The following is a 22,661-nucleotide window of genomic DNA, read 5'->3' on the forward strand; positions in this document are numbered from 1 at the left end:
CTCCCGCTCCGCCATGCGCCGGGCAAACTCCGCCCGCTGCTGATGCGACCGCAGCAGGCTCCACAGGATCTCGTCCGCCTCGATCGCCTGCGCCTCCATGATCGCATCGGCGGTGAAAGCGTGCCCGGTATGGCACCGATAGCGCAGCATGTCACCGTCCTCGATCTCCCACAGCGGCCCGTGGCATTCCGGGCATGTAAACACCGACAGTTGCCCAAGTCGATCTGGTTCTTTCATGGTCGAATGCTCCTGTGCCGCGATTGCGGCCTCCAGCCTGACCGTCGGAGGGGCCGGCAACGTTTCTCCGGCCGGCTCGGCCGCCAGCTTGCCCAGCAAGCCGCCGAGTTTGGCGGCGGGTTCGCAATGATCGATGTCGACATAACGCAGCGCGCTTTCCACCATGGAAGGCACCAGCGCGTCCTTGGGATGCTGGACCACCGCGAGGCCGCCGACCGCCTTGATCGCCCTCAGGCCGGCGGTGCCGTCGGAAAGCGAGCCCGACAGCAGCACCCCGATCACGCTGGCGCCATAGCTTAACGCTGCCGAACGGAACAGAGGGTCTACCGCTGGCCGGGCGAGGTTCTCGCGCGGGCCGCGGCGCAGCATCATGTGATCGTCATGCAGAAGAAGATGGAAGCCGGGCGGCGCCACATAGATGTTGCCGGCCTTGAAGGACTCACCGTTCTTGGCGACGGAGACCTTCAGCGCTCCCGCCCGGTCGAGAATTCCCGGCAGATAGCTGACCTGGCCGACATGAAGCACGATAAAGACGGCCGCCGGCAGATCCGCAGGCAAGTCGCTTACGATCTTCTTCAGCGGCTCGACGGCACCCGCCGAGGCGCCGATGACGATGATGCAGCGGTTGCGCGCCTTGGCTCGCCGCGAGTTCATTGCGTTCTCGCGGCCGGGTGACATTTCTTTGCGGAAGTTGGCCATGTCGACCTGGGTTGCGCCCCACCTCCCATAAGTCGGTCAGGCAGACTCGGTTCCATGGGGAGACGCGGTGCGGGGGAATACCGGCCTATTTTCTTTATTAACTCACTCCGGCCTTGATGCAGACGGCGCGCGGGTCTAGCCGGTGTCGATCAAGGCGTTGCCGACGAAATGTCCCAGTGTAGAGCAAGGATCCGGATTCTGTCGCTGAGCTCGGGGTAGCTCTCGATCCGGCTCAATAGGACGGCGGCTTGCTGCCGGCCGCCTCTCTCGCCAAAGACCGGGTATCGCGATGAACGGAGAGCCGTTGAGCGTAAAGCGATGTTTCGTCTTCGGGTACTTCGTTCCGGTGAACTCGAAGAAGGCCGATGCCAGCACAAGACAGTGCCTGCTGTTTGCGAACTGTCGCCCCTCCGACCGAAAATTAAACACCGGCCCGACCTTTGGACCGGAGGCGGGAAGCCGAATGTCATCGAGGCTAGCTCGATTGCATCGCCGGCAGCGCGCATTACCGGAGCCGGGTCGTTGATGCGGATGTCATCCGAGCTTGTGGGAGGTCGAGTTCGCTCTGATGGCTCGGGACCTGCAACGCGAGCGACTCCATCATGCGTTCAGCCCAAGCGATGTGCTGCTCGTAATCGTTGCAATACCCAAACGCCGGAACGCTCGCTCTCAGCCGAACTTTCCGTTGTGGCCAGGCAATCGAGGCAGGCCCGCCGTGGCAGACAATGCGCGCGCTGCTCGGAGTGTCCAGCCGCTACCGAGGCCCGGTGGTTAGACCGGTTGGGCCTCGCCGGGCGCGATCTGACTATCGCGGATTGCTTGGATTTCCAGTCGGACGCGCTGCGCCCGTTCCCGCTCAATCTTGACGGCAGCCAGTATCAGCTGGCGCTCGGCGCGAAGCCGGAGCGTCTCGCTGTAGACAGACAGGAAATAGCCGGTGTCGTCCATTGTCCGAACCCACTTTGGCGACCAACGGATGGAAATGGCCTGTGTTCCACCCAGTTATCCGCCAACGCGGGATGCAGGCCGCTGGCAGTTGTCCGTCATTTTATCAAGACCAAGCCGCATCATCTGGGCTTCGGCAAAGTTAAAGGCTGCCACCCGCTCCCTGAATGAGCTGGTGATCGTGCCTACACCGCATTCCTCTACCACGACGCGCCATCCATCCTTGGTTCCAGATATCGAGACCGCGTTCCCGGTGATAAGGGGGCTTAACCGGTGCGGGTCAATCAGCGGCCTGGTTTCACGCAATTTCTGACGGGAACGGTCGATAGCTTCCCTTGTCTGGGCGACCAGCCAAAAGTCGTTGTTATAGAGTGTGCGCGGGAAGGGATTGACAGGGTCATCGGACATAGCCGCCTCCAGTCGCAGACGGGAGCTGTCTCTCAGCCGCCCATATCCATGTTACCGGCGGTGCGCATAAACTTACAGGAACCGCGTTCGGTTCCCGACTATTTTATCAAATTGGCTTGTGAAGACCTGATTGCTGGAAGGGCAAGAGACCGCTCGCGGGAGGGTCGAGCGGGCTCCGTCGCTGCTATCAGACGCTCGGATAGAACTAGGACACCAACCGTGCCGCCGGGTCCATAACCGCTTACCCGTCGCGATGTTCCCCGTTCAGACAGAGAAGTCGGAGAGACTGCGCCGGCCCAACCTAGGACAGGGCGGACCCGGCCTGTCGCGGGTGGGTGGGGACGTAGGATCAAGCCGGGCCTCTTACCCGTTACGAGCCGGGGCAGAGATGCATTGTGCGGCGTCTTTGCAGCGAACTGACATTAATATTCTAAGGCTTAGCTAATAAACAGCCCGCCCCGCCGTTAGATGAGCGCGTTCCACCACAGCCAACTGTGCGCCAAGGTCCCTCCTCGGCAGGCCGGGCACGCCATATCTAGGCTGCATCGTGCCGCTCCGCCTTTGCCAGCAGCCGCGTCAGGTGCTGTTCGTGAAGCTCCTGCATGCTTTCGAGAAGTTCGAGGAATTCAAGCGCCTTGGTGATGGGCGATTCGAGCCGTTCCAATTGGTCTATGTGCTCCCGCTGCTGGGCGATGTGTCGTCTACCCAGGCTAACATGCCCGCGCACCATGCGGATGTCATCGGCAAGAGCCATTGACGGTAACGGTATCACGCACGCCGCGTTCTTGCACTGATTCCGGCAAACAAGAGCCCGCTCGCCTGGGCTCCGGGGAAAATGCCCCCACGCGGCGCGGTGAACCTTGGCCGGAGACACGCGCCGCGACACCCAACGGGATGGTTGATGGAATTGTTCCCTCCCGCCGGGTGCGACCGCCTCGGCTGCATCATTTTAGTGAATAGATGCCCACCGTCCCGTTGCCTTGGGTGACAGCCATCTGTTAACGGGCCTTCGCGGCGCTGCTCTGTTGGGTCGCGCTACAGCTTTTCAGCACCGCGCCTCGCGAAGGAGCGAAGCCGGGGCATTGCCGATCATGTCTATGAGTTCGCGCGCTCGGGCTTCGGTGATCCCAGTTTCCCGGGTTAGGAACTGCACGATCAATTGCTTGTCTGCCCGCGCGCGGTCGCTAAGAACTTGCCCGGTTTCAGCCATAGGAAAAGTCCCAGTGGTCCGCAACGCGACTTGATCAATTTGGTTCCCATGAAAAGCCCGTCGCTAATGATCGAAAGCGGCGGGCATTTCCGGGCGGCTTTCGGGAACTAGCTATTCCGGTGCCCCGCCTTCGTGGTGGACGATGGCGTCGAGGATCGCCTGATAGATGCTGCCGGTGTCTTCCTCGAGTTCAGTGCTGCTGATGCCAAGCGACTTCGCGTCGGCAAACAGTTGCTGGATGAACTCGGCGACCGACAGGACGTCCGCGCTGATCATGCCCGACTGGTTGTTGGCGAGCCATTGATGCGGGAAGTTCGTGCCGCGCGCGCTCAATGGCGACGCTTGAGGAATTTAGCTTCCCGCACCAGCGAATTCCAATCTGTGCCGATCGACTTGATCAGGCCCCGGGCCTCCTCCTCGGATAGGCTCGCCTCTTTTGCCAACCGGGCTGCCAAAAGATGGATGTTTTTGTCGGTGTGCGAGCCATCCGGCTTGCCGTCGCCGTCCTTCATTGCCCTTCTCCGTTGCAAACAAGAGCCCGCTCGCCTGAGTGGTCGAACGGGCTCCCGTGGGGAAGCGCCCCAGCGCGGCGGTGAGCCTCGTGCCGGAGACGCACGCTGCGAAACTCAACCTGTCGACTGGTGGAATGTTCCCCGATGCGATTTCGGAGGAGCTGACGCTTTGGTCCCTATGCTGAACGCCTTCGCCTCGCTGCATCACTGATAGAGCCGGGCGAGCATACGTCCCTTCGTTCGGCGGCATCAGAGAGTGAATAGATGCCCGCCATCCCGTTGCCTGGGGCGGCGGGCGTCTGTCTGTTACCGACAGGCCTTCGCAGTGCTGCTGTCGGTGGGTCGCGCTACAGCTTTTTCAGCAACCGCGCCTCGCGAAGGAGCGAAGCCGGGGCTATTGCCCATCATGTCTACGAGTTCGCGCGCTTGGGCTTCGGTGATCCCGGTTTCTCGGGTTAGGAACTGCACGATCAATTGCTTATGTGCGCGCGCACGGTCGCTAAGCTCTTGCCCGGTTTCGGCCATAGGAAAAGTCCCCAGTGGTCCGCAACGCGAGTTGACCGGTTTGGTTCCCATAAAAAGCCCGTCGCGGCTAATGAGTGTAAGCGACGGGCTATTTAGGTTGCCACCGAGCGGCTGCACCCCCGAAGGGATCGACCACTCCCCTGCAACTCAGGGGGCGCGTGACCGTGTCGATCCCGTTTTATGGGCAGCCCCGTTCCATCGTTGATCGGATCTCGGAGGTTAAGCAGGGCCAGGAGATCGAGCTGCGAGGCAACGTCACCCGCGTAGACGAAGGCAAAGTGACCATCAACATAGGCGTTCCTGTCACGGTGAATGCCGATACGGTCAGAGTGGTGACCCGTTACAAACCGCCGACAAGGAAGACGCCGCTTGCGGACAAGGCGACGTGACCAAGCTGTCCGAGGCCGCCAATCATCGGACTTCCCCCGATGCAAGATGGCTGTCGGGCCGCTCTACAGCCTCAGGCTGGTGAGCGCGGCAGGGTTCTAGCCCTGGCCATAGCCCTGGCTATGTAAGTTGCCCGCCATTCGAGTGCAGAACGAAAAGAGACCAAGAGCGTGGTGACCACCCTATAAGCCGCCGAGGAGAAAGCCGGCTCTGGTGCCCAGCCGAGTTGAGGCTCGACATTCATCTGAAACCTTATGAACGGCCCCGCGTTTGCTTCTCACGATTTCGTTACCGCGGAGGTAAGATGCAAGGTGTGAAGCGGTCGCGCTGGACGGACACCTACGGCCCAGACGAGTTTGCGGCAAAGCACGGTTTGACAACCAGGCAGGCCGAAATTGTCATTCAGAGCAATGGTCCTTCCAAGCGTAAATGCGACTTGGCAGCCGAGGCATTTAGGGCCGCGCTTAGATATTGCCGCCACTCGCGAGAAAAAGGTGCGAGAAGATCTCCTCTAGGGTCGGGAAGCAATGAAGCGCCTCAGGATTGAGGTTATGTCGGGTGGAGCCGTGTGAGAGGGGCGGCGCTCTGAATGCCGGCTCTTGAAAAACCGCCGCGTCGCGAGAAGGCGCCGTCGGGTAAAGTCCGCCGTGTATCGACAGGCTTTGGAGACATCATTTGTTATTTTATGCCGGTTGAATCAATGACATGTTGAGCCAGGGCCGATCGCAACGCAGTTTGCTGACTCTATGGCCCCCTGTCCTCCGACGACCGTCGACACACCCAGGTCCCCCGCCCCGCTCGGCGGTCGTCTTCTTGTTCCAGAGCAATGCAACAAATGTGAGCAACGACGCACCAGCGCTGCTCAGGGCCGGAACCTTTCCGTGTGCCAGACGATCTTGCCGTCGACCTTCATGGGCTTGTGGATCACAAGCTTCCTCGGCAGATGCTCGGGGTGAACCTCGACGAGCGTCACCTTGATCTCCGGCTTGCAGCGGCTGCAGTCGAACCTCAGGCGGAAGGGATTGGCGCCCCCGCCGTAGACCATCATGAGGTCAGCCGACCGGCAGTAGCGCACGTTCCCGCAGGCGCACTCCAGCTTCAAAAGCATGTTGTGCCGGGTCGCCTTGCCCAGCGTGTCGATCATCTCATGCGCCATGAGAACAGAAAAAGAACAAAAAACTTGAACGTCAAGCGGGCATATGGAATCTTTTTGCTATGAGCGGCGAGCCGACACGCCCTGGTGAGCCTGTGCAAACGCGCGAGCGCGGGCCTCTCGGCCACGCCTGCGAGCACGAGGGTTGTGCGAAAGACGCGGGCTGGGGCTTTGCTCGCCCGAGGAAGCCATCTCACTGGTTTTGCTTTGAGCACCGTGGGGAGGGGGAACGCTACCTGTAGCAGAGGCACATCATGATACGTGAGACGATAGCAACCGACCTGGAAGTGGCAGCCGATCAGATTGCAGAGATCTCGAGAGCCGACCTTCAGGTGATGCTCCGCAGGGCCGCCCTAATGTTGAGGAATGTGACGGGGCTCGTGCTCGATCCGAAGGTGGAGGAAGCGCTGTCGGGCCTAGCTGCGGAAATGGGGCTGTCCAAGCCGGAGCTGGTCAGAACGATCAAGTCGGTGAATGGCTGATGGCCAACGCCTACCTGCCGGTGCCCTACGCGCTGGACGACGAGAGTGCGGTCGAAGGTAACGCCTGACCCGCCGTCCAATCATCACCTCGGACGTTCACTTCTATCCGTTGGTCGCCCGCTCTCAAGTTCACGTGCTGTCTTCGGCATTCAACCGTGATGGAACTTCGGCTTTGGCTCGGTACCCTCAAATTCGACGCCGACGCGGTCATTCTTTCGCCAACGAACGACAGCTTTGTAAGCGATCCCGTCGACGGGAACGTAGAGCAGAAAGCGTGCTGGGATCTGAATGTCTGCGGCTACCTTCAGTTCGGCTCCTTGGGAGTGCTGATTGCGTAGAGAGCAGCTGATTTCCGAGTTTCGGAAACCAGTGATGATCGTTGCGCCCTTCAGCACGCGCGGGCGGTGTTCTCGACGGGGACCGTCTGGAGGTGGGGATTCCATAGGCCTATAACGTGAACGGGCTTCCAGCGCTCCGTCCAGTCACAAATAGGGCAGGACGGGATGGCAAACAGAAGGGCCCGGAAGCCGAAGCCTCCGGGCCGGATCCATGGAGTAATTTAGGTGACGCAGGTCACTCTAACTCGCGATCCGGTTCAAATGCACATCACACATTCGCGATTGCTAAAAAGCCCGGCCACCGAAGCAGCCGGGCCAAAAGAGAACCCCAACTTGGAGAGTTCAGGTGTGTGGCGTCATTGTATGCTGGAAGCTGGTTGTGCGCCACAAACGCGGGGTTGCCGCGCCCGGCGGGCGTCGAGTTTATCCCGGACAACGGCGGCGGCGCTGGCGTGAGGCTGTGAAACCCCGGAGATAGGCACGTCTCTGAGAATTTCGCTCTCAATGACAGCCCTTGATCAGCACTTTAGCTCTCGCTAAGACGGCGATCGGGGTGAGCGAAGCGCGGACTTCAGGAAAAACACATGCGCTGCATGCCAGGGAAGTGGCAGGGTATTCATGTGCAACAAATGGAAGCAGTCTACCGGCACGTGCTGCCCGGCCGGGACACATCGCCAGGGATGCTCTGGGGTGACGGTGACATGCAGCAGCTGCCATGGGTCTGGGATCCGAAACGCACGCCCTAGAAACCTCACACTCCTTTGCGGTGAAGGTCTTTCGGGCGGGTGTCAGGCGAATAGGCCAGCGTGATCCGCTTGCCGCCACAGACGGCGCATTTCATCTTCGGCCTCAAGTTCCACTCCATAGCCGGAGCATCAGCGCCGAAGCGGTCGCGGAGCGCCGGCAGATCGAGCTTGTGGTGACGATGGCAATCGAGGCAGCCGCCAGTGACCGACATGCCCGCCTCGATAAGTTCCTGAAAGGTCCAGCCGTCGCTCATCCGGACGAAATAGGTTTCCGAGGTCAGAAGACCAAGAGTCCGCTCGTGAGGGGCGAGCGCCTCCATACCGGCCCGCTTTCGCCGCTTCGCGGCAATCTCCTCGTGCCACCGGGAATATTAGCGACCGGGAACATGGCTTGCTACGCGGCGTTTACCCGATGATCAGCCTTCAGGAGGAGGTTGCCATGAAAAAACTGCTACTTGCTTCAGTGATCGCCGTTGCCACCGCGGCAGCCACGGTCGCGCCTGCGGATGCGCAGGGGTTCTTCGGTCTCGGTTTCGGTCCATTCGGCGGCTTCAGCCCGTTCTACGGAGGTCCATTCAACGGTGGTCCTTTCTACGGCGGCGGCCCGTTTTACGACTATGGCGGCCGCTATTACGGCCCTAGCTATTACCGCGATTATTATCCTGGCTACGTGGCCCGCTATCCGCATCGCTACCACTACCGGCACCGCCACTATCGCCACTGCCACGTCAAGTGGGTGAGGCATTGGCATCATCACCGCCGGGTGCTGGAACGCGTGCGGGTGTGCCGTTACTGACAAGACCGCTGTGGAAGCGTGTCCAGGAGACGAAGCCGGCTAGGCCGGCGCAGCGGGTGCCGAGTGCCTTCGCTCAGGTTGTCGGACGGGTTAAGCCTGGCATTACTGGCCGGGTGAAAGTCCTTCCCGGCGAGAGATACTCTACGCCATGCGACGCTGCAGGATTTCCGCGAGCAATATGAGGTCCTATCCCTTTCCCTGAGGCCGCTGGGGCAGCGCGCTGTGCCGGTGGGTTCACGATTCAAGTCGTGCTCGGCCTTTTGGCTGGATTTCATTTTGTTAGCAGATGCGCTCAAATAGAGAGGTTTGTCAGACAAAAGAGATTTCGCATGTCACTAGTGGACCTCACCGCCGACATCGTCTCCGCTTATGTTAGCAATAATCTCGTCTCGGTAACCGACTTGGCGGATTTGATCGCGTCGGTGTATTACTCGCTCACTGGCGCAGCCCTGCTGCCAAAGCAGGAGCCTGCCGTGGATCCGAACGACTCGGTCTTCCCCGATCACATCATCTGCCTGGAGGACGGCAAGAAGTTCAAGTCGCTCAAGCGGCACCTGAGGACCGATCACGGTCTTACACCAAAGCACTATCGCGCGAAATGGAACCTGCCGGCAGACCATCCGATGGTGGCGCCGAACTATGCGGAGCGGCGATCGGAATTGGCGAAGGCGTTGGGCTTTCAGCGGAAGCCTGCAGATCTCCGAAAATGAGATCGCCGCACCAGCGAGGATTATATTCCAAGAGGCGCGAAATGAGGATACGGAAAGGCAGAGCCCACTCGCTTTGAGGGGGGACGAGCGGGCTCCGGGGGGGTGGCCCCTTCCGATCACCCAGGCTTTGCCGGCGTCGGACCCCTTCTCCAGCCTACCAGCGCCAGCGGCTGGCAACCCATGCAAGACCGTCAACGGCAGCAAAACGTCGCAAACACTCCAGCCCGGAACATACTGCAGCGGCATGGACCTCAAGGGCAATGTGACGCTCCAGCCCGGCACCTATGTCGTCCAGGGCAATGTGAAGGTTAACGCTGGCGCGGTCGTCTCCGGTACCGGCGTGACCATTTTCACGTCAGGCAGCAACACTGTCAGCATGAACGGCAACGCCACGGTGACGCTGAGCGCGCCGACCTCAGGCACCTATTCCGGCGTGCTGTTCTATGGCGACAGGACCGGCACCAGCACATCAAGTACCTTTAACGGCACTGCGAGCTCGCTTTTGACCGGTGCCATCTATTTCCCCAAGCAGCAGGTCAACTATCTAGGCAACTTCTCCGGGAGCGGCGGCTGCACCCAGGTCGTCGCCGACAAGATACAGTGGTCCGGCAGCACGACCATCAAACAGAACTGCTCGAGTCTCGGGATGAAGGACATCCCGTCGGCGCAGTCGGTTGCAATCGTCGAGTAAGAACGCCATTACCCTGTCCCAGCTCATCTAGGCAACGGCGGCTACACCACCTTCCCCCGAAAGCGTGTTTGCCATTTCCGCCCGCCTACCTCGGCGAACAAGAAGTCTGTAGAGAGTAACGACTCGTTCACCATATCACGGCATCGTAGTTGAAGGCGCCCACCCTGCGCCTATTCTAGCCCCGCGTCAGTGACGACGCGCCCCCGCCCAAAGCACGGGCGGCCGACGGTTTCACGTAACCCAACTCCCCCACCAGTATGCGTCGGCCGCCCGTGCCGATCTCCCAAGTGGTCCGCCGCGCGGCCGGGCCGATTGGTCAGTTCGTGGTCCGCATCCGCTCTCGGTGTCTCGTTTCAGGACGGGAATGCTGGCACCGGGCTTGCATCGAAGAGATTGCCGGTCTCACACCGGACTCCTGATTGGGCATCAGGGGTAACTGCGCCGGGCTTGAGGATTTGGGGTTCCTCGCCCGGCGATCTCTTTCAGCGCAGTCGCTAAGAACTGGTGTTAGATCGAAACGGATTCGCTGTGAATCCCCCATCTTCTGGTGCGAACTCTTGGCACGGACGAGATCTTCGATGATATCGCCACTGCCCTCAGGGAGCCCAACAGCGATGTTTAGGGCAGGGTCCGCCTCTTTGCTCTAGATGCTGCCGGCTTCTTCACCGTGACAGACATGCCGGCGTCGATCAGTTGTTGCAGGGTCCAGCCGTCAGGTTGGTGGTTCAAGGCGGGTTTCGCCCTTTTGGCTGAATTCCATTCATTAGTAGATGCGAATATTTCGGCTGCCGGTCATCTAGCTCTCCTGCCGGCCAAGGCCCGGTGGCCGCGCCCAAACGCCACACCCAAAGGCTACCGGGCCGCTCCCCTCCCGTGTCATGGACATGTTCAACGCCGTTTTTGGCCTCGCGCCGGTTCCCGTGCGGGGTACTTATGCGACCTTCAGGTTAATGACGCGCATCACTGCGACCACTGTTCCATTGTTCGTAGCAGCCTCTTTCGTACTGCCCTTGCCGCAGCTCCAAACGTCGCCTTCCTTGGCCGTGAACTTCATATCGCCGGCCGTAACTTCCAGTTCGCCTTCAGTGACCGTGCAGACCATGTCGTCGGTCATCACATCCCCCAGCGGGCTAGTTCCTTTCGGCTGATAAATCACGTCTTCCATGACGATTTTCTTATAGCCCTTGATATGGGAATCTCGTGTCCCCCGCTCGACTAGCCGAACGCCAGGAAAAATCTCCTTGCCCTCAGTCGGGCCATAGGTCTTGGCCGATACCGGGGTGAACTTCGCGGCCATTAGCGGGGCGGCCATCGAGGTGGCAGCAAGGGCGAGAGCATTACGTCGATTCATCTTCATAACATCCTCCCTGAGTTGGTCCGCCCGGTTGGGCGAACTTGATATTTTACGCGCCCGACAAGCCAAATAGTCAAAACACAATTGGGGATCCGCCCGGCAATCACCAGGCGAGGATCGACAGCGAAACGGGAACTAGAACGGCAAGAGCCCGCTCGTGAGGGCCGAGCGGGCTCCGTCGTGGCCTTTCAGACGGCAAGCAGAAACGGAGGACAAAGCCTTGCCGCCCAATCTCTATAACCGCTCTCGTCTCGCCAAGTTCCGCCCTTTAGACGGCTGCTAAACAGACAGGACTTATGCGCGGGATCGTTAGAGACTTCAGTCGCAAATCTGTTAGTTGCGAGTCCGCTCATATGGATGCAGGATCAATGCTCCCCACCTTCAAGCGGTGGGGTGGCCCGACCCGTGATAATCCTGTGTCACCTAGGTTAAAGCGGGCCGGGCCGCAGAGGTTCCTGGGGGTGCCCGATGCGTTCTCAGCCAAACAGTATTCTCGGACCGGGCGACATGGCGATGCTTGAAAGAGTGCTCCAGAAGCTATTACCCGCAGGTGCGGACGCCGCCGAAAGGGAATGGCTGGGCAGCCTGTTGATCACGGCCTTCCAGAACGGGGCGACAGACGAGGCGGCGCTGTTTGCCACGGTGGATAGGAAACCCAAACCGTAAGCTCGGTCTCCCTGCCTGGCGCCTCAATGGCGGCGCTTGAGAAATTTCGCTTCCCGCACCAGCGAATTCCAATCCGTGCCGATCAGCCGGCTCAGCTCCCGCGCCTCCTCCTCGGATAGGCTAGTCTCTTTTGCCAACCGCGCTGCCAAAAGGCGGGTATTTTTGTCCGTGCGCGACCCGTTCGGCTTGCCGTCGCCGTCCTTCACTGCCCTATCTCCGTCTCAAACAAGAGCCCGCTCGCCTGAGGGAGGTCGAACGGGCTCCGGGGAAATGCCCCCGCGCGGCGCGGTGAACCTTGGCCGGGGACACACGCCGCGACACCCAACGGGATGGTTGATCGAATGTTCCCTTCTGCCAGATTGCGACCGAGGTCGGAGGAGCTGCCGCTTTGGTCCCAACCCTGAAACCTTCGCGTTCTCTGCATCATTTGATAGGGCCGGCGAGCAATGTCCCTTCATCGTCGGCATGAGAGAGTGGATAGATGCCCGCCGTTTCTGCCAGGAGTGGCGGGCATCTGTCTATCTAACCCGCCAAGCCGCCGTCCCGCGACGCTGCCGCCGACAGGGCGCCTGGAAGGGCCCGCTTACTTGGAAAACTGTTTCAGGTAAGCGATGACGTTGGCTACGTCCTGATCGTTCTTGAGGCCGGGAAAGGCCATCTTCGTCCCCTTGACCATCCCCCTCGGGTCCTGAAGATACTTCGTCAGCGTAGGCTCATCCCATTTGATGCCGGATTTTCCGGCCTCGGTCATGGCCATGGAATAAGTGAAACCGGGATGCGTGCCCGCGGTGCGCCCGATGACGCCGTGCAGAGACGGGCCGACCTTGTTCTGGTCCTGGTCGGCAATGTGGCAGACCTTGCACTTGGTGAAGACCTTCTCGCCTGCGGCGGCATCCTGCGCCCGCGATGGGCTTGCAAGGAAGATCGTGGCCGACGAGGCGATGAAAAGTGCGATTGCGCGCATGGCAGTCCTCCCTGATCGATCGTCATTTGCGCCGGACGATCCGCACCACGCCAGCTGCGCTGGGGCGGCCTGCACGGTAGAGCGGAATATCCGTGGTCCCACCAATGGAGTTGCGGCATCTACATACCACAGTATCAAGCCGGTGGGTAGAAACGCCAGTTGTGCGGCGCGTCCCGAGGAGCGGACTCAGGCGACGCGCTTTGGTCCTTGATTTGACGCTCACGAAAACAACAATTGCTATCGTCCACCGTGACGCTATCGTTAACGCCGTCCGGGATTTTGGCTACCCTGTCCCGGACCACCTAGGCCCGGCAGCTTGTCACCACTTCCCCCCGAAGCAAGATGGCTGCCGGGCCGTCTGGGCGCTACTGAAGTTTCTTCGGAGAGGTGTCGGGCGAGTAGGTCAGCGTGATGCGCTTGCCACCGCAGGCCGCGCATTTCATCTTCGGCCGAAGATCCCACTCCATGGCGGGAGCAACAGGACCGAAGCGGTCGCGGAGCGCCTGTAGGTCGAGCTTCTGATGACGATGGCAGTCGAGGCAACCGGCCGTGACAGACATCCGCGCGTCGACAAGTTCCTGGAGTGTCCAGCCGTTATCCATCGGGGTGATATGGGTTTGCAATATAGGGGATCGTTCAGCCCCTCGCCACTAACGGCTTATGTCGGAAGGTGACTTGCTCGCTTGATGGATTGGCAGACGCTTGCGAGCCAATCGCCAACCCAGAGACGAGCTGCAGGTCATGTTTCAGCATTTGATATGCATGAGGCGGTTCGGCCTAGCGCCCCTTGATATTCCGTGCCTCACAAAGAAGCGCGTCGACCTCGTAACCGATCCGGTCAATCAAGGCATTCGCTTCCGCTTCGCTGATGCCCGTTTCTCTAACGAGAAAGTGCACCCGAAATTTACGCTCTGCGCTATCACAATCTAGGCGCTCTTTTTTGCTATTTTCCATAGGTGTTCGCCGCTGTCGAAATCGGTGCCCGCCGGCGGCATAGGGATGCCAGTTGAAGGGTAGGCGGGGCGACTCCAAGGCGCACTCCTACCCAGGTGCGATAAACAAACGGTGGTGCCCGGCTTGCTGTGGTGGCGGAGTAGGTTCTCTTGCTTTTGGCAAGCCGGGCTGCGCCGGCCGTTGGGGTGATTGGGCTCCAACCGACGGGGCCACAGAGTGGCCGATTTGGCCACAGGCCTGCAACTACGACTGAGGTCCGATCCTCAATGGCATTGGCCCGGCTCAAAAGCTGACGTACACCCAGCAGGCGGAATTAGCCAGGTCCGCAGAAGAGCCCGCCACACCTCTCGGGGAGCGGGCTCTTTGCGTCGGGATCAACTCAAAGGGCCCAACCAGCAATCACTGCATTCCCGTAGCTGCGACTATGATCAGCCCCATCGCAGCCAAAACGATGACAGCGATCATAACGATCTCAAAGCTGCTTCCGCCATTGCTTATTTTTTTGCCGGTCATGGCCTCCTGCTTCCAGTCATAACCTGGAGCACCGCCTATAGGCCCATCCGAGTTTCAAATTGAGACAACCCAGAAGTAGGACTGGCTGGCGCTTTGGGTAGTCCTCACTACAACATTTGATGGAGCCGCCGGAAATGCGTCACTATCCTCGTGATAGCAGCTGGATAGATGCCCGTCATTCCCGCCTGCAATGACGGGCATCTTTTTGAATCTCAGGGCCGCTCGATATGTACGCCTTTTGAGGAACTACTTTCTTTGCATGCGGCAACTAGATTTATTTCTAGGATGGAGTGCTAAGATGCCAAAAGAGCACACAAGCCCGACGCAAAATAACCCCGGTAAGCTTGTTTCCGAGGGCGAGGCGCGCCGGGATTTTTTGAAGAAGGCTGGACGCTTTGCGGCGGTGACCCCACCGGCCATCACCCTTTTGCTCGGCACGAGCTTGAGTTCCAAGGCGATTGCGAAGTCGGGAGGATCACGCCCGGGCAACGGCTGGGGCGACAAGAACCACGTTCACCTCGGCTCATCCGGTTCGGGTCCCAAGCCGAAGATTTTTAAATCCGGCAACGGAAAGCTTTTTAGATCCGGAGGATCGCGCGGCGATAGCTACGGCGGCGGAGCCCACGGGGGCTCGAGGGGTGGCGATCCTAACTAGGTCCAATCTACATTCAGGATTCTCAACGCGGTTTGGCGTTGATTCATTGCGTTCCGAGGGTTCTGATTCGGAGCGCGACGGATGGCCAAACGGTACGAACTGACGAACGTCCAGTGGGCGCGCATCGCTGCGCTGTTGCCGGGTAAGGCGGGTGATCCGGGCCGCACCGCAGCCGACAATCGCCTGTTCGTCAACAGTGTCCTGTGGGTGCTGCGCTCCGGCGCCCACTGGCACGACCTGCCGATGCGGTACGGCAAATGGAAGAGCGTCCATACCCGCTTCTCGCGTTGGGCCAACAAAGGCGTGTGGGAGCGGGTCTTCAAAGCCCTCATCGACGATCCCAACAATGAATATCTCATGCTCGACACCACCCTGGTTCGCGCCCACCAGCAGGCAGCGACCGGAAAAGGGGGGACCAGAACCAGGCTCTGGGGCGTTCCCGAGGAGGACTGACCACCAAGATCCACATGCTCGCCGATGCCCTTGGCCGGCCACTGCGCTTCATCCTCACCGGCGGGCAGGCGCATGACATCGTCACTGCCCCGGCGCTGCTCGATGGCATGAAGGGCGGCGCCGTCATCGCTGACAAAGCGTACGACAGCAACGACTTGCGCCGGATCATCGCCGACGCCGACATGCTTGCCGTCATCCCTTCCAAGCGATCCCGCAAAGTGCCGATCCCGCACGACATCGTTCTCTACAAGACCCGCAACCGCATCGAACGCTGCTTCAACAAGCTCAAGCATTTCAGACGCTTCGCCACACGCTTCGATCGTCGCGCCGGCCACTTCCTCGCCTTCATCCATCTCGCCGCAGCTATGTTATGGATGCGCTGAATGTCGATTCAGCCTAGTGCTGGGGAGAACTAGCCTCTCTCCCTTGGGCGTAGCGGCATGCCTCGCGATAGCCGCGCGATTCGCCTACGCGCTTACGATTTCGGAAGCTGCGCCGCCATCGGCGCAGTCGCCGGTTGCACGTTGCGAGTTCTTCCTGTTGATGTTGAAGTCGCGCGAAGGCCGAACGGCTTACAAGGCTGTCAGCGCGATCGAACAGGCCGATCCTCCGAAGGTGACAATCGCGTTTGAGATGCGCAACAAGGCGGTGAGTGCTCCTGTTCGCACGAACGGATCCTGCGAATTCGATCGAGATTGGCGCCACATCACCTCCTTTACCTTGGACGGCCGGCGCAGCCAGATCTTCTAGGCCTGCCCAGACTGCAGTTGCTGCCGAGTTCGCTGGCCCTTCCCTGCCCGTGTGAGACCAAGGTCCCAACCCTCAATTCAAAAGTCGCATCGACGAAACATATTGCCCGCTATGTCATTGGAGTCGCAACTGGCGAGTAATGTCCCTTCATCGTCAGTTAGGTTTTGTGACGATCACCCGCCGCGACCTGCGAAGCGGCGGGTGGTCCATTGCCGGGAGGAAGCGCGTGCAACTGGGCGAGATGATTGCCAACCTCTGCGCCGCCATCCTCCTGATGTGCCTTGTCGCCACTGTGTTCTTTCTGGCAGGAAAGCCTCTCTGGCCTGATCAAGAGGCAAAGATGGTGATCCTTCTGCCGCCGGACGCCATGGCGACCGCGTCAGTCGCGAGGCCAACCCACCCGCGATTACCTGATCACATCGATGCCGGCTTAGTAGAGCCAAGGCCTGATTAGCGCCCCCTAGGAATAGCGCGCGGCCGCCGGTCCGATGAGACCTGATTCACTATTCGTTCATGATATTAGCGTACGCTGATAAGCAGGCATGGCAAGTACCGCGATCAGCCCGGTGATGGCGCGGATGGCACATGGCTATGCCCCAGCGTTGATCCACCCTCAGCGCTGGGGCCTCGGCCCGTACCTTGTTCCGAGCTCAATTCTGATCTGCATGAGCTGAGTGCCATTCGGATCTCGGACCGTGCACACCGGGCCGCGGTATTGAGTTAGCGGTCGCCCCGCGACCATTTTCCGAGCAATCTCGAGCGCCCTTTCCTTGGCCGACTCAGAGCCGGGAAGTAGGACACCGCGTGCATCGGGATAGACATCACCGGTGTCGGACACATCAAAGAAGAAATGAGGCATGGTGGGCTTACCTCGCATGGGCGGGAAAGGTCACTTAATCATTCGTAAAAGCTGGCCTAACAAGGCACTCGGAAGAAAGGGGGCGACCCGGCCTGCATGCGGGGGAGTCGGGGGGACGACTTGAGCGGGACAGGCCGGGCCGCTTACCCCATTACGAGCCGGGGCAGATGCACATTATGCGCCGCCTTCGCAGCGACTGACATTAATATTTTCTAAGGCTTAGCTAATAAAGACCGCCGCAGATTATTTTGCCGGAGGCCAGCTACGCTCTCCGTCGCTTAGAAAGCGCTCGCAGTAGGTCAGTTTCGTCGGTCATGCCGTCATCAAAGGCTTGGAAGACTTCCCTAGCCAGATATTCCCGCTGTTCGCCATCCTTCTTGGCTAGACGTCGCTCGTCGCACAACCAGTTAAAAACCCGCTGGAGCATGTCCAGATCAGCGGGCCCGTAAACGCCACTGCAACGCGACAATGACATGACCGCCGCCCTCGGCGAGGCACCTGGCCATTGTCTCACAGAACGGTCCCTTTGTGGAACGGATTCAGGCCTCAGTGATTAAACAAAGGAGCGGTCGGCTCCTTCAGGAATGTAGCCGTCTCAGTGGCAACCTAAAAAGCCCGTCGCTTACGCTCAATTAGCTCCGACGGGCTTTCCGTTGGAACCAGTTTCGGCCGTCGGCGTTGCAGGTCACCGGGGTTTTGCCAACTGGTTTTTCAATGTCCGAGCTTAAACAAGATCCTCGCGGGCGCGTGCAGGCACAGACCGAATTTAGCGTGCAGTTCCTTAGGCAGCAAACCGGCATTACCGAAGCCCAGGCACGCGACCTTATCAAGATGCTCGGCAATGATCCGAATTCGCTGCTTCGCGAAGCCCGGATCTTAGCGAAGGAATAGGAAAGAGAGTCCGCAGAAGAGCCCGCCGCATCTCCTCCGCGAGCGGGCTCTTTGCGTCGGGACCGGCCCGACAGGCGCGCTCGGACCGTCTCCCGGGAGCTGCGCCCAGCCTGCCGTGGCTGCCGAGTTCCGCTGGGCTTTCCTGCCGCGTGAGACCAAGGTCCCATCGTTCAATTCAAAAGTCGCATCGAGGAAGTATCGCCCGCGTTTCCGTGAGACGCTGAAACGCTCTGCGAGAAGCTTATTCTTCGTCCTCGAGGCGGTGCAGGATCTCGCGATAGCGGCTGCACACGGCGGGATCCGCATAGTAGTCCACTTCCGTCTCAACGATCTCGTCAAGGCCTAGTCCGGGAAAGTGTGCCTTGACCCTTGCCAGGACGTCTCGCGCCTGCCTGACCTCGCCGAGTTCGGAATGGCACACGATAAGACGAATGAGCGACCACGGCGGTACACTCGCCATTTTCGCGTAGCAGGCCGTCGCCTCGCGATAGCGTCCAGCCGTCGTCAGGATGATGCCACGAAAATCGTCATACCATCCCACGGCGTATGGGTCGCGGCGCTGGGCTTCGTCTATTTCAACCAGCGCCTCATCCGGCCTGTCGGTGTAGTTCAGGTGGATCGCCCGGATACTGAGAATGAACGGATCGTTCGGATTGAGCGCCACCGCCCGGTCGAGACTGATTTCGGACTGCCTGAATTGGCGCAGGTACAGAAGCGCAAAGCCGCTGGCGAGGTGCCCATAGGCTTCGTCTGGGTCGAGCTGCAATGCGGTTCCTGCGATCTGAAGTCCGGAATGCAGGTGACCGGGATTGGTGGAGATCCAATAGAACTTGATGGACTCTACGAAGCCGAGCATAGCGTGGGCGGCAGCAAACTGCGGATCGAGCTTGACCGCCTGGCGCAGAAAGGGCTCCGCTTCGAGCGCGGTTTCATAGACGGCCGCGAGCTGCAGCGCCCGCAAGTAGAACTCGTAGGCCGACATGTTGCTGGTCGGCCTGGCCCTGGCGCGCGACGCAATCGCGGTTCTGGCCTGTCGGGCCAGGCGGGCCGCAATCATATGGGTGACTTCATCCTGGATGGCGAAGATGTCGTCGAGTTCCCGGTCGTAGTGCTCGCCCCAGATATGAGCCATGGCGGACGCGTCGGTCAGTTGCACGGTGATCCGCACTCGGTTCTTCATCTTCCGCACGCTGCCTTCGACGACGTACTGGACGCCAAGGTTCTTTGCCACCTCGGCCAGATCATTCGCCTTGCCGCGGAACTGGAATGAGGAGTTTCGCGCAATGACCAGGAACTCCTTGAACTTGCCCAGCTCAGCGATGATGTCCTCGGTGATTCCGTCGCTAAAATAATCCTGCTCCGGGTCGCCGCTCATATTGTCGAAGGGGAGTATGGCGATGGAGGGCTTCGACGGTGGCGCAGTCTCTGCCGCAGCCACGAAAGGCCTGGGGCCAGCATATTTATAGCCGCGGCCATGCACGGTTGCGATCATCTCGGCAGGCAAAAGCTTTCGAAGCGCCGAAATGTGGACCTGCAGCGTGTTGTCCTCAACAACCAGGCCGGGCCAGACCGTATCGAAAAGCTCGGTCTTGCCGATCACCTCGTCGGGTCTGTCCAGCAACATGGCGAGGATATCGAAGGAACGAGCCGAAAGCTCCACGGGCCCATTCGGTCCCAGCAGCCGCCGTTCGCCGCGTTTCAAACGATAGTCCCCAAACTCTAGGTCCATCGGCCAAGCCCCCTCCCTCGCGGACACGATAATCCAAGAAGACCCTGAAGGCGAACTTCAGGGCTGTTCAGGACTCTTCAGGTCCTAGCCAAGGACCTGACCGGAAAGCGGTGTCATTCTCACCGTCAGAGGAGGACACCATGACCGATACCTCCACCACCGGCCGCATGATCAATCGACGCCTTGCCCTGCCGCGGCTGAGCTTTCCAAAGCTTGCAATCGGCGCATCGCTCAAGGCCATTTCGGTTCTGGTGGGCAATTCGGTCAAAATGAGCTACGTGGACCCCTACACCAGTATTGGCCGCCAACCGCAGATCGTCCCGAACGACGATCTCCAAGGCCGCGATCCCAGTTGGTGATCCGCAAGGTCTTGCCGGGCGGTCCGGCGCAACCTTCCGGGCGGCGCGGGACACTTCGGCGCAGACGCCGCATTTGATCCTCGGCTTCAGATCCCATTCCATTGCAGGAGCGTGAGGCCCGAACCGATCGCGGAGCTGCGTCAGATCGAGCCGCTGATGCCGATGGCAATCCAGGCAGCCGCCGCTGACAGACATGCCCGCGTCGATCAGTTCCTGAAGCGTCCACCCGTTGCCCATACCCAGTTATGTAGGCTGGTAGTGTCTCAGTTTGAAATTTGAGGCGGCGAAAGCCGTTTCAGCCTTCCCCAAACTCCTATATGCTCAGCGCTGCTATGGATCACAGGAAAACGACCCTTGAGCGCGCATTCGAACTCGCTAAGTCTGGCGTTTACGCCAATTTTGGTGAGGTGCGTACAAAGATCAAAAACGAAGGCTACGACATTCGTCAGATGGTGGGTGGCTTGAGCCTTCGCAAGCAGATCAATCAAGTAATTCAAAGTGCGAGAGCGAATGCCAACTGTGGCGTTGGAATCTCAGAGGCAAGAGCCCGCTCGCCTGAGGGGGTCGAACGGGCTCCCCGGGGGAGCGCCCCACTGCGGCGGTGAGCCTCGTGCCGGAGCCACACGCCGCGAGACTCAACCGGGACACTGATGAGATTGTTCGGTTCAGGTGTTCCGCGGCCCCGAAATTTTCTTTGTGATCCGGTTTGTCTCGGCAGGAGGAATGACCGATGGCAGACCATAAGAGCAAGCGCGGCGGCAGTGACCGCAACTTGGTGTCAAGTTGGAACGCGCAGCTTGGGCCGCCGGCTGTCGGAAAGCGGCACAGGTGGCGAGCCGATCGACGAAGCGGATCACTTCCATCTATGCCCCACATGCGGCCAGGCCCCTGCGGGATCTGCGTCAGGTGATCTGGCATGAACAGCCGGGCCACAAAGCCGCTTGAGCTCGTAGAACGGCGCCCCCTAACTGGCGCAAAGACGCTATTCGAGGGATTCAGAGACTGGGCCCGATCTAAGAGTCGGCAATGACGGAGAGAAGCTCCATGCGCCGGCCGCGAAACTAAAGAAGCACTCGCGCGTTGGGCGCGATTAAGCCTTTCGTCTCGAGTATGGGGGAGCGTTAACGCTCCGGGTTCGAACTCGATCCTGTGGCGTTAAAATTTCAGAGTGAGGTACCACCGGCCAGAAAGGCAAGAGCCCGCCGCCTTGAGGGATGGCGAACGGGCTCCGGGGAAATGCCCCACACGGCGCGGTGAACCTTGGCCGGGGACACACGCCGCGACACCCAACGGGATGGTTGATGGAATTGTTCCCTTCCGCACGATGCGGCCGAAGCCGGAGGATCTGACGCTTTGGTCCCAACCTCGAAACGTCGCCTCGCTACATCATTTGCTAGAGCCGGCGAATATGAGTCCCTTCTTCGTCGGTAGGAGAGAGATAGATGCCCATCGTTCCCTGCCAGGAGTGACGGGCATCTGTTTGTCTCTCAGCCCGCCAAGCCGCCCTCGCGGTGCTGCATAGCCTCAAGGATCACTTCGAAGACGCTGCCGACTTCATCACTGATCTCGTCGTGGCTGATGCCTTCACGCTCAGCAGCCTTCATTGCCTCTTCGACCAGGTAGAGGACGGCCATTGGATCATCGGTGATTGCATTCGGCAGGTGAGCTGCCGTCCACCGGTCTAGGAAATCGATCCCACGCGTGCTCATGGCGAGAGAAGCCGGACGCGCGGCTTTAGGTTCCTTCCTCGCTGAAATCCTGCACCGTGGCATGACGCAGCTTGGGCTCGCCGCGCAGGAAACGCACCTTGGCCTTGATACCGGGCTACCCATTCGACATCGCCGCCGGCGAGGGCGGTCGGCACCGGCCGCGGCGGGTTGGCCGCCTTGGCCCGCTGCACGCGCTGCCAGAGCCGCTCGCGCATGCCTGCGGGCAGCGTGAGGGCGGCCGCGCCGGCGTAGCGGCCGTCGCGAGCCATGATGGCGGCGACGGGCTTCCCTGGCTCGCGCTTAATGCCGAGCAGCTCGAAATCGCCGACGTCCCAGCATTTCGTCTTCACCCAGAAATCCTGCTTGCCACTGCGATAGCTGCTGGTGCGCCGTTTCGACACCATGCCCTCGAGGCCCATCTTCTCGACTGCCTCGAAGAACGCGGCGCCGTTCCCTTCGACATGATCGCTGTATTGAATGATACCCTTGGCCGGCTTGATCAGGTTCCAGAGCCTCGCTTTGCGCTCGATCAGCGGGAGAACACGGATGTGCTCGCCGTCGAGGTAGAGAAGGTCAAAGGCGACGAATGCGAGTTGTTCGGCATTCCACACCATCCGCGAATGCATCTGGTGAAAGTTCGGCCGGCCGTCGGGATCGGGCGCGATCGTCTCGCCGTCAATGATGAAGGCCTTAGCGGGCAGCTTCTCAGCCGCCTGAACGATGGGCCAGTATCGCTGCGACCAATCGTGCCCATTTCGAGAGAAGGCACGAGCGCCGGCCCAGTCGAGGATCAGCTGGGTGCGGTAGCCGTCGTATTTGATCTCATGCAGCCAGTCGTCGCTGACCGGCGGTGTTTCGACCTGGATAGGCTCCAGCGGCTTGATGAACTTCAGCCGCTCTCTGGCGTTACGCATGCACATACCCCAACGGCGATAAAAGCCGCGCAGCGGCCTTCCGGTTCCGGGC

General features: G+C 60.2%; 28 protein-coding genes and 2 pseudogenes. 12 read left to right on the top strand and 18 right to left on the bottom strand.

Features of this window, described 5'->3' with window-relative positions:
• From CK220_RS23865 to CK220_RS23890, 7 genes and pseudogenes are all read right to left on the bottom strand, one after another.
• On the bottom strand, positions 1–891 hold an 891-nt coding region (locus CK220_RS23865; protein WP_245429364.1), incomplete at its 3' end, for a chemotaxis protein CheB.
• Positions 892–1,200: 309 nt separating this feature from the next.
• Positions 1,201–1,540: pseudogene (locus tag CK220_RS32580) on the bottom strand (SOS response-associated peptidase); the annotation flags it as partial.
• A 167-nt stretch (positions 1,541–1,707) separates the two neighbouring features.
• Positions 1,708–1,884 (bottom strand): hypothetical protein, encoded by a 177-nt coding sequence (locus tag CK220_RS32040; protein WP_176477977.1) that lies wholly within the window; start codon positions 1,882–1,884, stop codon positions 1,708–1,710.
• Between the two features lie 54 nt (positions 1,885–1,938).
• Positions 1,939–2,289, bottom strand: a complete 351-nt coding sequence (locus CK220_RS23875) for a hypothetical protein (protein WP_095783097.1) — start codon at positions 2,287–2,289, stop codon at positions 1,939–1,941.
• Between the two features lie 535 nt (positions 2,290–2,824).
• Entirely contained in the window at positions 2,825–3,043 is a 219-nt protein-coding gene (locus CK220_RS31585) for a hypothetical protein (RefSeq protein WP_141245208.1), read from the bottom strand.
• Between the two features lie 567 nt (positions 3,044–3,610).
• Positions 3,611–3,832 (bottom strand): DUF768 domain-containing protein, encoded by a 222-nt coding sequence (locus CK220_RS23885; RefSeq protein WP_095813881.1) that lies wholly within the window; start codon positions 3,830–3,832, stop codon positions 3,611–3,613.
• Positions 3,829–4,011, bottom strand: a complete 183-nt coding sequence (locus CK220_RS23890) for a hypothetical protein (protein WP_095813882.1) — start codon at positions 4,009–4,011, stop codon at positions 3,829–3,831. The genes CK220_RS23885 and CK220_RS23890 overlap by 4 nt, the downstream gene beginning before the upstream one ends.
• Before the next feature lie 683 nt (positions 4,012–4,694).
• Between CK220_RS23890 and CK220_RS23900 the strand changes: the two genes are divergently transcribed.
• Positions 4,695–4,925, top strand: coding sequence for a hypothetical protein (locus tag CK220_RS23900; RefSeq protein WP_095813884.1), 231 nt, complete (start codon positions 4,695–4,697; stop codon positions 4,923–4,925).
• 860 nt (positions 4,926–5,785) lie between these two features.
• Here the strand turns inward: CK220_RS23900 and CK220_RS23910 are convergent.
• On the bottom strand, positions 5,786–6,067 hold the full coding sequence (locus tag CK220_RS23910; protein WP_245299669.1) for a hypothetical protein: 282 nt from the start codon (positions 6,065–6,067) through the stop codon (positions 5,786–5,788).
• 263 nt (positions 6,068–6,330) lie between these two features.
• On the opposite strand from CK220_RS23910, the gene CK220_RS23920 reads away from it, so the two are divergent.
• Complete coding sequence (locus CK220_RS23920) at positions 6,331–6,558, top strand: hypothetical protein (protein ID WP_348629676.1); 228 nt, start codon at positions 6,331–6,333, stop codon at positions 6,556–6,558.
• Between the two features lie 149 nt (positions 6,559–6,707).
• On the opposite strand, the gene CK220_RS32585 is transcribed toward CK220_RS23920, so the two are convergent.
• Both CK220_RS32585 and CK220_RS23930 read right to left on the bottom strand, forming a co-directional pair.
• Complete coding sequence (locus CK220_RS32585) at positions 6,708–7,001, bottom strand: PilZ domain-containing protein (protein ID WP_095813887.1); 294 nt, start codon at positions 6,999–7,001, stop codon at positions 6,708–6,710.
• Positions 7,002–7,647: 646 nt separating this feature from the next.
• Positions 7,648–7,962 (bottom strand): hypothetical protein, encoded by a 315-nt coding sequence (locus CK220_RS23930; RefSeq protein WP_245429366.1) that lies wholly within the window; start codon positions 7,960–7,962, stop codon positions 7,648–7,650.
• A gap of 119 nt (positions 7,963–8,081) precedes the next feature.
• On the opposite strand from CK220_RS23930, the gene CK220_RS23935 reads away from it, so the two are divergent.
• The 3 genes from CK220_RS23935 (at position 8,082) to CK220_RS23945 (ending at position 9,839) form a co-directional block, all read left to right on the top strand.
• On the top strand, positions 8,082–8,438 hold the full coding sequence (locus CK220_RS23935) for a hypothetical protein (protein ID WP_066998670.1): 357 nt from the start codon (positions 8,082–8,084) through the stop codon (positions 8,436–8,438).
• A gap of 329 nt (positions 8,439–8,767) precedes the next feature.
• Positions 8,768–9,148 carry a MucR family transcriptional regulator gene (locus CK220_RS23940; RefSeq protein ID WP_095813888.1) on the top strand — a complete coding sequence of 127 codons (381 nt, stop codon included), beginning with the start codon at positions 8,768–8,770 and terminating at the stop codon, positions 9,146–9,148.
• Positions 9,149–9,392: 244 nt separating this feature from the next.
• Positions 9,393–9,839, top strand: a complete 447-nt coding sequence (locus CK220_RS23945) for a hypothetical protein (RefSeq protein ID WP_245429367.1) — start codon at positions 9,393–9,395, stop codon at positions 9,837–9,839.
• 931 nt (positions 9,840–10,770) lie between these two features.
• Here the strand turns inward: CK220_RS23945 and CK220_RS23950 are convergent.
• Positions 10,771–11,196, bottom strand: a complete 426-nt coding sequence (locus tag CK220_RS23950; RefSeq protein WP_095784335.1) for a hypothetical protein — start codon at positions 11,194–11,196, stop codon at positions 10,771–10,773.
• Between the two features lie 504 nt (positions 11,197–11,700).
• Here CK220_RS23950 and CK220_RS32045 point away from each other — a divergent pair.
• Complete coding sequence (locus CK220_RS32045; protein ID WP_156752705.1) at positions 11,701–11,859, top strand: hypothetical protein; 159 nt, start codon at positions 11,701–11,703, stop codon at positions 11,857–11,859.
• A gap of 23 nt (positions 11,860–11,882) precedes the next feature.
• Here the strand turns inward: CK220_RS32045 and CK220_RS23955 are convergent, their stop codons facing one another.
• The 4 genes from CK220_RS23955 to CK220_RS31590 all read right to left on the bottom strand — a co-directional run bounded on the left by CK220_RS23955 (position 11,883) and on the right by CK220_RS31590 (position 13,855).
• The gene (locus CK220_RS23955) at positions 11,883–12,065 is read right to left on the bottom strand and encodes a hypothetical protein (RefSeq protein ID WP_095813889.1); all 183 of its coding nucleotides are present in this window, start codon (positions 12,063–12,065) and stop codon (positions 11,883–11,885) included.
• 377 nt (positions 12,066–12,442) lie between these two features.
• On the bottom strand, positions 12,443–12,823 hold the full coding sequence (locus CK220_RS23965; protein ID WP_095813891.1) for a cytochrome c family protein: 381 nt from the start codon (positions 12,821–12,823) through the stop codon (positions 12,443–12,445).
• Positions 12,824–13,188: 365 nt separating this feature from the next.
• The gene (locus tag CK220_RS23970) at positions 13,189–13,446 is read right to left on the bottom strand and encodes a hypothetical protein (protein WP_245429369.1); all 258 of its coding nucleotides are present in this window, start codon (positions 13,444–13,446) and stop codon (positions 13,189–13,191) included.
• Between the two features lie 154 nt (positions 13,447–13,600).
• Positions 13,601–13,855, bottom strand: a complete 255-nt coding sequence (locus CK220_RS31590) for a hypothetical protein (protein WP_141245209.1) — start codon at positions 13,853–13,855, stop codon at positions 13,601–13,603.
• A 733-nt stretch (positions 13,856–14,588) separates the two neighbouring features.
• On the opposite strand from CK220_RS31590, the gene CK220_RS23975 reads away from it, so the two are divergent.
• From CK220_RS23975 to CK220_RS32050, 5 genes and pseudogenes are all read left to right on the top strand, one after another.
• Positions 14,589–14,945 (top strand): hypothetical protein, encoded by a 357-nt coding sequence (locus tag CK220_RS23975; RefSeq protein ID WP_095814006.1) that lies wholly within the window; start codon positions 14,589–14,591, stop codon positions 14,943–14,945.
• Between the two features lie 81 nt (positions 14,946–15,026).
• A pseudogene (locus CK220_RS23980) lies at positions 15,027–15,781 on the top strand (IS5 family transposase).
• 43 nt (positions 15,782–15,824) lie between these two features.
• On the top strand, positions 15,825–16,148 hold the full coding sequence (locus CK220_RS23985; RefSeq protein WP_095813894.1) for a hypothetical protein: 324 nt from the start codon (positions 15,825–15,827) through the stop codon (positions 16,146–16,148).
• Between the two features lie 139 nt (positions 16,149–16,287).
• Positions 16,288–16,602, top strand: a complete 315-nt coding sequence (locus CK220_RS23990) for a polymerase (RefSeq protein WP_245429370.1) — start codon at positions 16,288–16,290, stop codon at positions 16,600–16,602.
• 1,119 nt (positions 16,603–17,721) lie between these two features.
• Positions 17,722–17,898, top strand: a complete 177-nt coding sequence (locus CK220_RS32050) for a hypothetical protein (RefSeq protein WP_176479178.1) — start codon at positions 17,722–17,724, stop codon at positions 17,896–17,898.
• 241 nt (positions 17,899–18,139) lie between these two features.
• Here the strand turns inward: CK220_RS32050 and CK220_RS24005 are convergent, their stop codons facing one another.
• Entirely contained in the window at positions 18,140–19,600 is a 1,461-nt protein-coding gene (locus tag CK220_RS24005; RefSeq protein WP_245429371.1) for a winged helix-turn-helix domain-containing protein, read from the bottom strand.
• Positions 19,601–19,767: 167 nt separating this feature from the next.
• Between CK220_RS24005 and CK220_RS24010 the strand changes: the two genes are divergently transcribed.
• Positions 19,768–19,986 (top strand): hypothetical protein, encoded by a 219-nt coding sequence (locus CK220_RS24010; protein WP_095813897.1) that lies wholly within the window; start codon positions 19,768–19,770, stop codon positions 19,984–19,986.
• A 1,487-nt stretch (positions 19,987–21,473) separates the two neighbouring features.
• Here CK220_RS24010 and CK220_RS24015 read toward each other — a convergent pair.
• Positions 21,474–21,620: a hypothetical protein gene (locus CK220_RS24015; RefSeq protein WP_245429373.1), complete on the bottom strand. Its 147-nt coding sequence runs from the start codon at positions 21,618–21,620 to the stop codon at positions 21,474–21,476.
• A 71-nt stretch (positions 21,621–21,691) separates the two neighbouring features.
• Positions 21,692–22,609, bottom strand: coding sequence for an RNA ligase family protein (locus CK220_RS24020; protein ID WP_245429375.1), 918 nt, complete (start codon positions 22,607–22,609; stop codon positions 21,692–21,694).
• Positions 22,610–22,661: the final 52 nt, after the last annotated feature.

This window comes from Mesorhizobium sp. WSM3860 (genome assembly GCF_002294995.1).
Lineage (GTDB): Bacteria > Pseudomonadota > Alphaproteobacteria > Rhizobiales > Rhizobiaceae > Mesorhizobium.